The following is a 14,133-nucleotide window of genomic DNA, read 5'->3' on the forward strand; positions in this document are numbered from 1 at the left end:
ACTCGGGGTGCGGGAGGTGGTCGGGGGAGCGGTGGTGCGGAGTGGACCGGTGGGGCCGGGGTCACTGCCGCCGCGGTGGGCCTCAGGAGGCGTCGTCCGGCTCCACGTGGATCAGCAGCCAGCCGCCTTCGCACTTCCACGATTCCTCTTCCAGCGCCTCGGACTGCTGGGCCATCGTCCCCACCTGCGTGCAGAAGCCCTCGGTGCCGAAGAAGAACACCGGGAACCACATGCCCTCGGGCGTGGGCGCGGACGCCGCCGCGGGCGCGGGCGGGTTGCCCGCGGGGGCGGGCTGCGCGGTGGCCGAGCCCGCCGAGCCGACGGCGAACGCGGCCGTGAGCAGGGACGCGGCGAGGGCGGTGCGGATCATCTTTTTCCTCCTGTTGGGATTTCACGGCCCGCCTGCGGTGCGCAGGCGGTTGTCGGTGGTGTGCCGGTCAGCGGTCGCGGTGGACCACGGTGTCGGCGAGGTCGGCGAGCACCCCCCGGACGGGGTGGGGGATCGCGCTGTCGGCCAGCGCTGAGAGCGCCTGCTCGGTGCGGTCGGCGATCAACCGCTCGACCAGCGCCGCCGCGCCGGTGCCGTCGATCACCGCGCGCAGCGCCGCCGCCCCCGCCTCGTCGAGCAGCGGGTTGCCGTACAGCTCGCGCAGCACGGCCCGCTGCGCGGCGGTGGCGCGCTGCCCGGCCACCGCGACGAGCACGGTCGGCTTGCCCTCGCGCAGGTCGTCGAGCACCGGTTTCCCGGTGACCGCCGGGTCGCCGAACACGCCGAGCAGGTCGTCGCGAAGCTGGAACGCCTCGCCAAGCGGGCGACCGTACTCGGCGCACCGCCGCGCCAGCTCGGCGTCACCACCGGCCAGGGCGACGCCGATCTGCAACGGGCGCTCGACGGTATAGCGGGCGGTCTTGAGCCGGACGACCCGCCAGGCGTGGGCGAGGGCGTCGCCCGCGGGCCGGTGGTGCAGGTCCAGGTACTGCCCGGCCATGACCTCGGTGCGCATCGCGTCGAGGAACGGGCGCGCCGCGGCCACGCGGTCGGCGTCGAACCCGGTGCCGTGCAGCAGTTCGTCCGACCACACCAGGCACAGGTCGCCGAGCAGGATCGCCGCGTTCTCCCCGAAGCGGTCGGCCGCGACCGCGGCGGTGCCCCCGGCCCGGTCCGGGCAGCGGGCGGCCGGCTCGCGGTGCACGGTCGGGTTGCCCCGCCGCAGGTCGGAGCCGTCCATCAGGTCGTCGTGGATGAGGGCGAAGGAGTGGAACAGCTCCAGCGCCGCGCCCACCGCCGCCACCGCGCGCTCGTCGGGGTCCCCGCCCGCGGCGAGCCAGCCGCAGTGGCAGAAGACCGGCCGCAGGCGCTTGCCGCCCGCGACGAACCGGCGCACGGTGTCGACCACCGGCGGCAGGCACTCGTCCGCGGCGTTCGCCGCCTTGCCCGCCAGGAAACCGTCGAGCACGACGTCGACCTGGCGCCGGACGGCCGCGGCCAATGCCTTCCCGGAGACCGGTGAATGCGGTTCCATTTGCGTGGCGAGTGACATTTGCCCTCCCAGGCGTGCTTTCACGCCACGGTTGGAGAAAGGCGGCGGTCGGCGCTGTCGGCAATTGCTTCACGAACGTAACACTCGCCTGGGGCATCGTCAGTACGACTACCGGCCCTTTTGCCCTGCCAGCCGTTAGCGGGATGCCCTTCTACCGATCGGGGTGTATGACCGGTCGGAAGACACCGTCCGTGTCCAGGGCGTTCGCCTGATGGTGCCGCGATTTTTTCTGGTTCTGGATGTTTGAACGGACAAGTCAAGTCCCCGACCAGGAGACCACCTGTCGAGGCGAGGCGGAAACAGGCTTTCGAGTGAGAATCCCGAACCCGGCCGGATTTCCGGTTGAACGCGGCGCAGGCTGTCGTATGGTGGAGATCATTCCTGATCCCGGACTCCTCCTGGCGACCCGGGTGCCTGCCTCCTCTTTTCCCCCGGCTCGCCCAGGATCATTCGACGACGCCCCAGGACGCGATCATGAGTGGACAGATCCTCACCGGCCCGGCACTCCCCCTCGGCCGGGGCGGGCCGGTCCCCGAGACCGCCGCCCCCGCGTTCCCGGACGCCCTGCTCGACCGCGTGCGCGGCCCGGCCGACCTGCGCGGGCTGACCGCGGCGGAGCTGCGCGGCCTCGCCGCGGAGATCCGGGAGCTGCTGGTCGAGGTGGTCACCCGGGTGGGTGGGCACCTCGGGCCCAACCTGGGCGTGGTGGAGCTGACGATCGCGCTGCACCGGGTCTTCGACTCCCCGCGCGACGCGATCGTGTTCGACGCCGGGCACCAGGGCTACGTGCACAAGCTCCTCACCGGCAGGCGCGCGGAGTTCGCGCTGCTGCGCCAGGCGGGCGGGCAGTCCGGCTACCCGAGCCGGGCCGAGTCGCCGCACGACCTGGTGGAGAACTCGCACGCCTCCACCGCCCTGTCCTACGCCGACGGCCTGACCCGCGCGTTCGCGGGCAAGCGCGGCAAGCGGCACGTGGTGGCCGTCGTCGGCGACGGCGCGCTGACCGGCGGCATGTGCTGGGAGGCGCTGAACAACATCGCGGTCAGCGGTCGCCCGGTGGTGGTGGTCCTCAACGACAACGGCCGCTCCTACGCCCCGACCGCAGGCGCCGTCGGCAGCCACCTCGCCCACCTGCGCGAGGACGCGGGCGGCTACCACCTGTCGGTGTTCGAGAGCCTGGGCATGTCCTACGTCGGCCCGGTCGACGGCCACGACGTCGGGGCGCTGGAGGCCGCGCTGGGGAAGGCGCGCGCCCTCGGCCGCCCGGTCGTGGTGCACTGCGTGACCACCAAGGGCAAGGGGCACCCCCCGGCCGAGCGGGACGAGGCGGACCGCCTGCACACGGTGCCCCCGGCGAACGCCGAGAGGCCCGCGGGCCCCACGTGGACGTCGGTGTTCGCCCGGGAGGTCGTGGAACTGGGCAGGCGGCGCCCGGACATCGCCTGCCTCAGCGCGGCGATGCTGCGGCCCACCGGGTTGCAGGCCTTCGCCGAGGAGTTCCCGGAGCGGACCCACGACGTGGGCGTAGCCGAGCAGCACGCGGTCACCAGCGCCGCCGGGCTGGCGATGGGCGGGCTGCACCCGGTGGTGGCGGTGTGCTCGACGTTCCTCACCCGGGCGCTGGACCAGGTGCTCATGGACGTGGCCCTGCACGCGCTGCCGGTCACCCTCGTGCTGGACCGGGCCGGGGTCACCGGCGACGACGGCCCCAGCCACCACGGTGTGTGGGACCTGTCGCTGTTGCAGGCGGTGCCCGGCCTGCGGATCGCGGCCCCCCGCGACGGCGAGCAACTGCGCGCGCTGCTGGGCGAGGCCGTGCGGGTCGACGGGCCCACCGCGCTGCGCTTCCCCCGCGGCGAGACCGGCCCCGCGGTGCCTCGGCTGCGCGCGGAGGGCGGGGTGGACGTGCTGTTCGAGTCCGGCCGCCGCGACGTCGCGCTGGTGACGGTCGGCCCGATGGCGCTGCCGGGGGTGCGCGCCGCGCTCCGGCTCGGTGAGCGGGGCACTGGGGTCACCGTGTGCGACCCGCGCTGGGTGAGCCCACCGAGCCCGGCACTGGTCGACCTCGTCGCCCGGCACCGGGTGGTCGTCTGCGTCGAGGACGGCGTCCGGGTCGGCGGGGTCGGCGCCCGCCTCGCCCAGGCGGTGCGCGACGCCGGGCACGACACCCCGGTGCACGCCCTCGGCCTGCCCGCCGAGTTCCTGCCGCAGGGCCCGCGCGCCGACATCCTGCGCCGCCACCGCCTCGACGCGGTGGGCCTGGCCAAGACCATCACCGCGCTGGTGGAAGGAGACCACTCCCGGGGTGCCGACCCTGCCGCCGAGGCGGAGGTGCCGCACCCGCGCGGTCGGGGCGGTGATGCCCGGCCCCGGTCCGGTCGGTGACCACCACGCCGACAGCCGACGCGGTCTCCGGGAACGGCGAGGCCACCCGCACCGGTGCGGGTGGCCTCGCCGTTCCACGGGCGGGTCTCACGGGTCCAGCCGGTCCCACCACCACGCGATCGCCGGGATCGGCGGCGGGTCCGCGCGAGTGTCGCAGGGCTGGTCGGTGACCACGATGGGCACCTTTGACGGCACGCCGTCCGGGGTGTCCGCGGCGAGGCAGCGGGGCACGTTCGCCGCCCAGTCGATGTTGCCCCGGATCGCGTGCCCGAGGCAGTCGAGGTGGCGGGCCAGTTCGGCGCTCGCGCGAGCGCGGACCCGGTCGCGCAACCACAGGAACCGACCCATGATCCGGTCGCGCAGCGCCACCGCAGTGGAACGGCGGGGGGCGGAAGCCGACGCCCAGCGCGGTCACGGGCGGGCCTTCCCGGTCGTCGATCCCATTGCTCTCTGCTGTCTGCTGTGGGCAGGCGGCGGGAGGAGTGCCGCCTGCCCACAGCAGGAGGAGTCCACTGCGGACTCGATCGGTGTTTTTCCCTTTCGCCCGAAGGAGACCGGTTCCCGGTGGGGCCGCGCCCGTTCACCGGATCAACTGAGCCAGTGCGCGGAACCGGTCCGGGACCGTCACCCGCGGGCGTGGCCCGATCAGGCTCCGACGTAGTCCGCGAGGTGTTCGCCGGTCAGGGTGGAGCGGTCGGCGACGAGGTCGGCCGGGGTGCCCTCGAACACGACCCGGCCGCCGTCGTGGCCCGCGCCGGGACCGAGGTCGATGATCCAGTCGGCGTGCGCCATGACCGCCTGGTGGTGCTCGACGACGATCACCGACTTGCCGGAGTCGACCAGCCGGTCGAGCAGGCCGAGCAGTTGCTCCACGTCGGCCAGGTGCAGGCCCGCGGTCGGCTCGTCGAGCACGTACACCCCGCCCTTGTCGGACATGTGCGTGGCCAGCTTGAGCCGTTGCCGCTCGCCGCCGGACAGCGTGGTCAGCGGCTGGCCGAGGCTGAGGTAGCCCAGCCCGACGTCGGCGAGCCGCCCCAGGATGGCGTGCGCCGCCGGGATGCGCGCCTCGCCCGCGCCGAAGAACCCCTCCGCCTCGGTCACCGACATCGCCAGCACCTCGGCGATGTCGCGCCCGCCGAGCCGGTACTCCAGCACCGACGCCAGGAACCGCTTGCCCTCGCACTCCTCGCAGGGGCTGGCCACCCCCGCCATCATCGCCAGGTCGGTGTAGGTGACACCGGCGCCGTTGCAGGCGGGGCAGGCGCCCTCGGAGTTGGCGCTGAACAGGGCGGGCTTGACGCCGTTGGCCTTGGCGAACGCCTTGCGGATCGGTTCGAGCAGCCCGGTGTAGGTCGCCGGGTTGCTCCGCCGCGAGCCGCGGATCGCGGTCTGGTCCACCGACACCACACCCGCCCCGGGCGGGATCGAGCCGTGGACCAGTGAACTCTTGCCCGAACCCGCGACCCCGGTGACGACGCACAGCACCCCGAGCGGGATGTCCACGTCGACGTCGCGCAGGTTGTGCCTGGTGGCGCCGCGCACTTGGAGCGCGCCGGTGGGGGTGCGCACCGAGGACTTCAGCTTCGCCCGGTCGTCGAGGTGGCGGCCGGTGGTGGTGCCGCTGGCCCGCAGCCCGTCGAGGGGGCCCTCGTAGCAGACGGTGCCGCCCGCCGCGCCCGCGCCGGGACCGAGGTCGACGACGTGGTCGGCGATGGCGATCGCCTCCGGCTTGTGCTCCACCACGAGCACCGTGTTGCCCTTGTCCCGCAGTTGCAGCAGCAGGGTGTTCATCCGCTGGACGTCGTGCGGGTGCAGGCCGGTGGTCGGCTCGTCGAAGACGTAGGTGACGTCGGTGAGCGCCGACCCGAGGTGGCGGATCATCTTGACCCGCTGCGCCTCCCCGCCCGACAGCGTGCCCGAGGGCCGCTCCAGCGCCAGGTAGCCCAACCCGATCTCCACGAACGAGTCGAGGGTGTGCAGCAGCGCGGCGAGCAGCGGCGCGACCGACGGCTCATCCAGGCCGCGCACCCACTCGGCCAGGTCGCTGATCTGCATCGAGCAAGCCTCGGCGATGTTGGTGCCGCCGATCCGGGAGGAGCGGGCCGCCTCGCTGAGCCGGGTGCCCGCGCACTCGGGGCAGGTGGTGAAGGTGACCGCCCGGTCCACGAACGCCCGGATGTGCGGTTGCAGCGCCTCGCGGTCCTTGGCCAGGAACGACTTCTGGATCTTCGGGATCAGCCCCTCGTAGGTGAGGTTGACGCCGTCGACCTTGACCTTGGTCGCCTCCTTGTAGAGGAAGTCGTTGAGTTCCTTCTTGGTGTACTTGCGGATCGGCTTGTCCGGGTCCACGAAACCCGACTCGGCGTAGACCCGCACCGTCCAGAAGCTGTCGGACTTCCAGCCGGGGATGGTGAACGCGCCCTCGGCGAGGGACTTGGAGTCGTCGTAGAGCTGAGTCAGGTCGATGTCGGAGACCGAGCCCCGGCCCTCGCAGCGCGGGCACATGCCCCCGGTGATGGCGAAGCTGCGCCGCTCCTTGACCGTCTTCCCGCCACGCTCGATCGTGACCGCGCCCGCGCCGCTGATGGAGGCGACGTTGAAGGAGAACGCCTGCGGTGAACCGACGTGCGGCTGCCCGAGCCTGCTGAACAGGATGCGCAGCATCGCGTTGGCGTCGGTGGCGGTGCCCACGGTGGACCGGGGGTCGGCGCCCATCCGCTGCTGGTCGACGATGATCGCGGTCGTGAGCCCCTCGAGCACGTCCACGTCGGGCCGCGCCTGCGTCGGCATGAAGCCCTGCACGAACGCGCTGTAGGTCTCGTTGATCAGCCGCTGCGACTCCGCGGCGATCGTGCCGAACACCAGGGAGCTCTTGCCCGAACCGGAGACGCCGGTGAAGACCGTCAGCCTGCGCTTGGGGATCTCGATGCTGACGTCGTCGAGGTTGTTCGCCCGCGCGCCGTGCACGCGGATGAGGTCGTGGCTGTCCGCGCTGTGGACCGGTGGGCGCGGGTCCGTCCTCTTGGTCATGTCGTCGTCTCCATCCGTGGGGCGGGGCTCAGCGCAGTTCCTGGATGCGGACCAGGTTGCCCGCGTCGTCGCGGACGGCGCAGTCGCGGACCCCGTAGGGCTGCTCGGTCGGCTCCTGGACGATCTCGACGTCGGTGGCCTGCAACCGGGCGAAGGTGCCGTCGAGGTCGGGGGTGGCCAGCAGGACCGCGGCGTAGCTGCCCTTGGCCATCATCTCGGTGATGGTGCGGCGCTCGTCCTCGGTGACACCGGGGTCGGCGGCGGGCGGGTGCAGCACGATCGACGTCCCCGGCTGGCCCACCGGGCCGACGGTGATCCAGCGCATGCCGCCGTAGCCGACGTCGTTGCGGACCTCGAAGCCCAGGGTGTCGCGGTAGAAGGCCAGGGCGGCCTCCGGGTCGGTGTGCGGGAGGAAGCTGGAGTGGATGGTGATGTCCATGGCGCTCACGCTAGGTGCGGCTCGGGCACCCGCGCTTCTCGATTCCTGACCGGTCTGGTGACCTGCTTGGCCACGCACGAAGGCATCCCCGCCGTCGCCTGCGCCGCCTGCCGCCGGTAGGTGCTCGGCGGCACCCCGACCAGCTCGGTGAACCGGGTGCTGAACGTGCCCAGCGACGAGCACCCCACGGCGAAGCACACCTCGGTCACGCTGAGGTCGCCGCGGCGCAGCAGCGCCATCGCCCGCTCGATCCGCCGCGTCATCAGGTAGCCGTACGGCGACTCCCCGTAGGCGAGCCGGAACTGGCGGCTCAGGTGCCCGGCCGACATGTGCGCGCCCCTGGCCAGCGCCTCGACGTCCAGCGGCTGCGCGTACTCCCGGTCGATGCGGTCGCGGACGCGGCGCAGCCGCGCGAGGTCGCGCAGGTGCCGCGCTTCATCGGGTCTGCTGGTCACGGGCGAATCCTGCCACGCCGCGACCCGGGGGGTCACCGTCCACAGGAAACCGCCGCCGCGCGTCCCCGGCGTGGGCGTAGCGGCGGGCGAGGTGGGCGAAGGCGTCGCGCAGCTCGGGCGGGCCGACGACCTCGATGTCGGTGTCGAACCGGCCGAGCGCGGTGGCCAGACCGGTCCAGGACCACGAGCCCAGCAGGAGCCTGCACCGGTCCGGGCCCAGTTCCTCCACGACGCCGTCACCGCTGTAGGCGGACACCACGGCGGCGGGGAGGTCGAGGATGACCTCGCCGCGGCAGGGCCAGCCGCCGGTGGGGTCGGTGCCGCGGAAGCGGTTGGCCACGAAGGCGGGCACGTCACCGCCGGGCAGCTCGCGGGGGGTGAAGCGGGGGCCGGTGGGGGTGCGCGGGGTGATGCGGTCGGCGCGGAAGGTGCGCCAGTCGTCGCGGTCGAGGTCCCAGGCGAGCAGGTACCAGCGGCCCGCGCGGGTGACGAGGTGGTGCGGTTCGACCCGGCGCGGCGGGGGATCGGCCCGCTCCGGCGGGGTCGCGGGGGTGTAGTCGAAGCGCAGCACCTCGCGGGCGTGGACGGCGGCGCTGAGCGCGGTGAGCACGGCGCTGTCGACCCGGGCGTCGGACCGGTCGACGGCGGTGACCCGCAGGGTGTCGATCCGGTGGCGCAGCCGGGCGGGCATGACCTGCCGGACGGTGTTCAGCGCCCGCGCCGCGGCCTCCCCGATGTCCGCACCGGAGGCGGCGGCGAGCTGCAGGGCCACGGCGAGGGCGACGGCCTGGTCGTCGTCGAACAGCAGCGGCGGCAGCTCCGCGCCCGCGTCGAGCCGGTAGCCGCCGTCGGGGCCCTTGACCGCCGCGATGGGGTAGCCGAGTTCGCGCAGGCGGTCGACGTCGCGGCGCACGGTGCGCGCGCTGACGTCCAGCCGCTCGGCCAGCAGCGCCCCCGGCCAGTCCCGGCGCGCCTGCAACAGCGAGAGCAGTGCCAGCAGGCGGGCGGAGGTCTTCGGCATGTCCCCATCCTGCCCGCAGAAGCGGACACATCCTGTCCGCCACCCCTGCCACTGTTGCCCCATGCCGAACGACGTCAAGACGACCACCACCCTCGACGCCGAGCGGGCCGACCTGCTCGCGGCGCTCGCCAAGGCCCGCGCGGCCCTCATCGCCACGACGAGCGGCCTCGACGACGAGCAGGCGGCCGCGCGCCCGACCGTCAGCGAGCTGTGCCTGGGCGGGCTGGTCAAGCACGTCACCGCCGTGGAGGAGGGGTGGCTGGGCTTCGTGGTCGACGGCCCGGTGGGGATGTCCTACGACCTGCCCGACGGCGTCACCTGGGCCGACGTCATGGCCGGGACCGCTCGCGAGTACCCGGAGTGGATGATCGAGCACCGCGAGGGCTTCCGCATGGGGCCCGGCGAGACCCTGGCCGGGGTGGTCGAGCGCTACGAGCGGGTTGCCGCCAGCACCGCGGAGGTCGTCGCCGCCATCCCCGACCTGTCGGTGACCCACCCGCTGCCGGACGCGCCGTGGCACGAGCCCGCCGGGGGTGTGCTCAGCGCGCGCGGGGCGCTGCTGCACGTCCTCGCCGAGACCACCCAGCACGCCGGGCACGCCGACATCCTCCGCGAAACCCTCGACGCGCGGAAACCGCTGGGAGCATGACCCGATGACCGTGTTGGAAACCCGGGCGCTCAACCGGGCCACGCTCGCCAGGCAACTGCTGCTCGACCGCGCCGACGTGCCCGCCCTCGACGCCGTCGCGCACCTCGGCGGGGTGCAGGCGCAGGAACCGCAGGAACCGTTCACCGGGCTGTGGTCCCGGCTGCGCGGGTTCGACCCGGCTGCGCTCTCGGACCTGCTGACCGGGCGGCAGGTGGTGCGCACCCACCTCATGCGCCGCACCGTCCACCTGGTGACCGCGGCGGACGCCCTGGCCTGGCGCACCCGCCACGACGCCATGCTGCTCCAACGGGTGCTCGGCGCCTACCGCCGCGAACTCGCCGGGGTCGACCTCGACGCGCTCGCGGCGGCGGGCCGCGCGGTCCTCGCCGACGGCGAACCCCGCTCGATGGGCGACCTCGCCAGGGCGGTGGTCGAGCGCTGGCCCGCCGCGGGCCCCCGGCCGCTGGGGGAGGCGCTGGTCGCCGCCCTCATCCCGGTGGTGCAACTGCCGCCGCGCGGCCTGTGGCGGGTGCGGGCGGGCGCCCGGTACGCGCCGATGTCCACCTGGCTGGGGCGCGCGGTCGACCCGGCGGGGGATGGTCCTGACCTCGTCGGTCAAGCCCTGGTCCGGCGCTACCTGGCCGCTTTCGGGCCTGCTGCCACGGCCGACGTGCGGGCCTGGAGCGGTCTCGCGGGTCTTCCGGCCGCGGTGACGGCCCTTCGTGGGGAGCTGGTCACCTTTCGTGACGAGCGCGGCCGGGAACTGCTGGATCTCGCCGACGCCCCGCGCCCCGACCCGGACACCCCGGCCCCGGCGCGGTTCCTGCCCGCGTTCGACAACGCACTCCTCGGCTACGACGACCGCGGTCGCATCGTGGACACCGCTCACCGCGGCCTGTCGGTGGCGGGGGAGCGGGCGGTCCTGGTGGACGGGCGGGTCGCCGGGACCTGGACCGTGGAGGCGGGCACGGTGGTCGTCGCCCCGCTGCGCCGCTTCTCGCGGGCTGAACGGGACGCGGTCACCGAAGAGGGGCAGGAACTCGCGGTGTTCCTGTCCGACAAGGAGAGCGATCGCGTCCGGATCGCCGATCCGGCCCGCTGAGCGCCACGAGCGGTGCACGGTGGACACCCGGTCCCCGGGCGAGGCGGCACCCGATCTCCGGGTGCCGCCTCGGACCGGCTACAGCGCCTTCCAGTCCACCACGCCCTCGGCCAGGGCGGTGATGGTGGCCAGCAGACCCAGCCGGGCGGCGCGGAGGCGTTCGTCCTCGGCCATCACCATGACCCCGTCGAAGAAGTCGTTGACCGGGGTGACCAGGGGGGCGGCCAGGGTGGTGAAGTCGGCCAGGTCGCGGGGGCGGCCCGCCAGGCGGGCGGCGACGGCGGTGACCACCTCGTGCAGGGCCAGTTCCGCCGGTTCGACCAGGTCGCCCGCGTCGTACTGCGCCGGGGTCCCGACGGGGACGATGCGACGGGCGCGCTGGAGGACGGCGGTGAGGGCGGCGAAGTCCTCGTCGCCGACGCGCTTCTCCAGTTCCGCCAGGGTGGTGTCGGCGGTGGCGGGGGCGTCGGCGAGGGGGAGGACCGCCTGCACGAGGTTGTGCTCGTGGCCCGCGTCGAGGAGTTGCTGCTCGTAGCGGCGGATGGTGAACTCCCTGGCGTCGGCCAGGGCGTCCTCCTCCAGTTCCACGCCGTGGGCGGTGATGCGGGCGGCAGCGGCGGCCAGGCCCTCGGTGAGGGTGATGGCGGCGGCGGCGGGGGTGGCGCGGAGGATGGTGACGACACCGCCCGCCGCGCGGCGCAGGCCGAACGGGTCGGAGCTGCCGGTGGGGGTGGCGCCGATGGCGAACAGGCCCGCGAGCAGGTCGAACCGGTCGGCCAGGGCCAGGACCGCGCCCGCCGTGCTCTCCGGGGGCGTGTCCGACGCGCTGCGGGGCTGCTCCATCTCCGCCAGGGCCCGGGCGACCTCGGGGGTCTCACCCGCGCGGGCGGCGTACTCGCGGGCCATGGTGCCCGCCAGGCTGGACAGCTCGACGACCATGTGCGATGCCAGGTCGAACTTCGCCAGGGCGCCCGCCCGCTCCACCGTGGTCCGGTCCTCGGTGGACAGCCCGGCCAGCTCGGCCAGGGTGCCCGCCACGGCGGCGATGCGGTCGGCGCGGTCGGCCACCGAGCCGAGGCGCTCCTCGAAGGTCAGCTTGACCAGGCCCAGGCGGTGCTGCTCCGGGGCGATCTTGAGGTCGGCGCGCCAGAAGAAGGCCGCGTCCTCGTAGCGCGCCCGCAGCACCGCCTCGTTGCCCGCGCGGACCAGGTCCCGGTCGCAGTCGCCGTTGGCGACGGCCACGAAGTGCGGGAGCAGGCCGTCCGCGCCGCGCACCGGCAGGTAGCGCTGGTGCTTGCGCATGACCGTGGTGAGGATCTGCTCCGGCAGGTCCAGGTACCGCTCGTCGAAGGAGCCGAGGATGGTGTTGGGTTCCTCGACCAGGTTGGTGACCTCGTCGACCAGGGCGGCCTCGGCGGTGGTGTCGACCGTGCCGCCGACGGTGGCCGCCAGCTCGGCCGCGTCGGCGACGATGCGCTCCCGGCGCTGCCCGGCGTCGGCGACGATGCCGTGCCCCGCCAGGAACTCCAGGTAGCCCTCGGCCGACGGGACGCGGACCTCCGGGTCGGCGGCGGTGCGGTGCACGCGGGTGGTGGTGCCGCTGCGCAGCGACGACACCGCCACCGGCAGCTCCGCCTCGCCCAGCATCGCCAGCAGGTACCGGACCGGGCGGCTGAACGACAGGCCCGGGTCGCGCCAGCGCATGTTCTTCTCCGCGCGCAGCTCGGTGACCACCTGGGCGAGCACGTCGCTGAGCACGGTCATCGCGCCCCGGCCCACGTCGGTGCGGACGACCGCGACGTGCTCCACGCCGTCGACGTCCACCCGCACCAGGTCGGCGGGGTCGACGCCCTGGCCGCGGGCGAAGCCCTGCGCGGCCTTGGTCGGGTTGCCGTCGGCGTCGTAGGCGGCGGTGACGCGCGGGCCGCGCACGGTGCGCTCGGCGTCGGGCTCGGCGGGCTGCACGTCCCGCACCAGGGCGATGATGCGGCGCGGGGTGGCGTACCCGCTGATCTCGCCGTGGCCGAGCCGGGTGGCGGCCAGCTTGCCCGCCAGCACCTCGCGCACCCAGGTCGCGGTGGCGGTCACGTCCGAGTGCGGCATCTCCTCGACGCCGATCTCGAACAGCAGGGTGGCGGGCGCGTCGACCTCCGGCAGCGGCGCGGGCACCGAGGCGGACGCCAGTGGCGCGACCACGCCCAGCGGGTGCTCCAGCTCCTGCCTGCGCTCGGCCCAGAGCTGGGCGGCGCGGCGGGTCAGGGTGCGCATCTGCCCGAACGCCTTGGCCCGCTCGGTGGTGCTGATCGCCCCGCGCGCGTCGAGCACGTTGAACGCGTGGCTGCACTTGAGGACCTGCACGTACGCGGGCACCGGCAGGCGCGCGTCGAGCAGCCTGCCCGCCTCGGCGGCGTACTCGTCGAACATCCGCTTGGTGGCCTCGACGTCGGCGTCGTCGAGGTAGTAGCGGCTCATCTCGTACTCGGCCTGCCCGAAGATCTCCCCGTAGGAGATGCCGTCGGCGTAGGCGATGTCCTTGAAGTGGGCCACGCCCTGCAACGCCATCAGGATGCGCTCGAGCCCGTAGGTGATCTCCACCGACACCGGGTCCAGCACCAGGCCGCCCGCCTGCTGGAAGTAGGTGAACTGGGTGATCTCCAACCCGTCGAGCCACACCTCCCAGCCCAGGCCCCAGGAGCCGAGCGCGGGGGAGGCCCAGTTGTCCTCGACGAAGCGGATGTCGTGGGCGCGGATGTCGACGCCGAGCGCCTCCAGGCTGCCCAGGTACAGCTCCTGCGGGTTGCCCGGGTCGGGCTTGAGGATCACCTGGAACTGGGTGTGGGTCTGCAACCGGTTGGGGTTCTCGCCGTAGCGGGAGTCGTCCGGGCGGACGCTGGGCTCGACGTAGCCGACCCGCCACGGCTCGGGGCCGAGCACCCGCAGCATGGTGGCCGGGTTCGCGGTCCCGGCGCCGACCTCGGTGTTGAACGGCTGGGTCACCAGGCAACCTCGCTCGGTCCAGTAGCGCTGCAGTGCCAGCAGCGCGTCCTGCATCGTCGGCGCGCTGTTGGTGCTGTCCACCCGGACGTCGTGCTCGCTGCTGTCGGTCACCGGTTCCGAACCCCTCGTACGACCTGGTCGGTTGAACCTCTCGGTTCATTCAGGAACGGCATTCTGCCACGTGGCGGATCGCCTCCCGGCGCCCGCCGCTGCCGCGCCCGAGCTGGTCGCCACCGCCCCGACCGGGGACAACCGGCGTCACCGCATCGGAGGACCCGGTTCCCGCGGGCATCACCGCGCGCAACGCCACGACCCGGCGGACCTCGCCCCATCCGGGCACCGCCACCGGTCCTCGCCCGGCCGGGCGAATCGACGTGGCCGGGTGCGGAGATCCTGTGCCACATTGGGTGGTGCGGGGTTCCCCGTCCGGCCCGACGGCCCGGCCACCCCGAGCGCCCGGCCGATCGAGCCCCTCGGCCGCACTCAGCGGGCAACCCGCCCACCGACCTCACTC

11 protein-coding genes are annotated in these 14,133 nt (G+C 73.9%); 3 read left to right on the forward strand and 8 right to left on the reverse strand.

The window, feature by feature from the left end; all coding sequences use genetic code 11:
- Window positions 1-82 precede the first annotated feature (82 nt).
- Window positions 83-370, reverse strand: a complete 288-nt coding sequence (locus UO65_RS36480; protein ID WP_035277714.1) for a hypothetical protein — start codon at window positions 368-370, stop codon at window positions 83-85.
- Between the two features lie 67 nt (window positions 371-437).
- Window positions 438-1,523, reverse strand: a complete 1,086-nt coding sequence (locus UO65_RS00905) for a polyprenyl synthetase family protein (RefSeq protein WP_052020356.1) — start codon at window positions 1,521-1,523, stop codon at window positions 438-440.
- 492 nt (window positions 1,524-2,015) lie between these two features.
- Between UO65_RS00905 and UO65_RS00910 the strand changes: the two genes are divergently transcribed.
- Entirely contained in the window at window positions 2,016-3,926 is a 1,911-nt protein-coding gene (locus UO65_RS00910) for a 1-deoxy-D-xylulose-5-phosphate synthase (protein ID WP_063935847.1), read from the forward strand.
- 87 nt (window positions 3,927-4,013) lie between these two features.
- Here UO65_RS00910 and UO65_RS00915 read toward each other — a convergent pair whose 3' ends face one another.
- The 5 genes from UO65_RS00915 to UO65_RS00935 form a co-directional block, all read right to left on the reverse strand.
- The gene (locus tag UO65_RS00915; protein WP_035277716.1) at window positions 4,014-4,295 is read right to left on the reverse strand and encodes a hypothetical protein; all 282 of its coding nucleotides are present in this window, start codon (window positions 4,293-4,295) and stop codon (window positions 4,014-4,016) included.
- 276 nt (window positions 4,296-4,571) lie between these two features.
- The gene (locus tag UO65_RS00920) at window positions 4,572-6,956 is read right to left on the reverse strand and encodes an ATP-binding cassette domain-containing protein (protein WP_035277717.1); all 2,385 of its coding nucleotides are present in this window, start codon (window positions 6,954-6,956) and stop codon (window positions 4,572-4,574) included.
- Window positions 6,957-6,984: 28 nt separating this feature from the next.
- Complete coding sequence (locus tag UO65_RS00925; protein WP_035277825.1) at window positions 6,985-7,395, reverse strand: VOC family protein; 411 nt, start codon at window positions 7,393-7,395, stop codon at window positions 6,985-6,987.
- 5 nt (window positions 7,396-7,400) lie between these two features.
- A complete protein-coding gene (locus UO65_RS00930; RefSeq protein ID WP_035277719.1) occupies window positions 7,401-7,850 on the reverse strand; it encodes a helix-turn-helix transcriptional regulator in 450 nt (149 codons plus the stop codon).
- Complete coding sequence (locus UO65_RS00935) at window positions 7,831-8,871, reverse strand: helix-turn-helix transcriptional regulator (RefSeq protein WP_084175197.1); 1,041 nt, start codon at window positions 8,869-8,871, stop codon at window positions 7,831-7,833. Before UO65_RS00935 ends, UO65_RS00930 begins: the two co-directional genes overlap by 20 nt.
- Window positions 8,872-8,932: 61 nt before the next feature.
- On the opposite strand from UO65_RS00935, the gene UO65_RS00940 reads away from it, so the two are divergent.
- Window positions 8,933-9,520 carry a DinB family protein gene (locus UO65_RS00940; protein ID WP_035277721.1) on the forward strand — a complete coding sequence of 196 codons (588 nt, stop codon included), beginning with the start codon at window positions 8,933-8,935 and terminating at the stop codon, window positions 9,518-9,520.
- Between the two features lie 4 nt (window positions 9,521-9,524).
- On the forward strand, window positions 9,525-10,622 hold the full coding sequence (locus UO65_RS00945; RefSeq protein ID WP_035277723.1) for a winged helix DNA-binding domain-containing protein: 1,098 nt from the start codon (window positions 9,525-9,527) through the stop codon (window positions 10,620-10,622).
- Window positions 10,623-10,700: 78 nt separating this feature from the next.
- On the opposite strand, the gene UO65_RS00950 is transcribed toward UO65_RS00945, so the two are convergent.
- Window positions 10,701-13,730: a glycine--tRNA ligase gene (locus UO65_RS00950; protein WP_233427391.1), complete on the reverse strand. Its 3,030-nt coding sequence runs from the start codon at window positions 13,728-13,730 to the stop codon at window positions 10,701-10,703.
- Window positions 13,731-14,133 lie beyond the last annotated feature (403 nt).

The organism is Actinokineospora spheciospongiae (genome assembly GCF_000564855.1).
Taxonomy (GTDB): Bacteria; Actinomycetota; Actinomycetes; order Mycobacteriales; family Pseudonocardiaceae; genus Actinokineospora; species Actinokineospora spheciospongiae.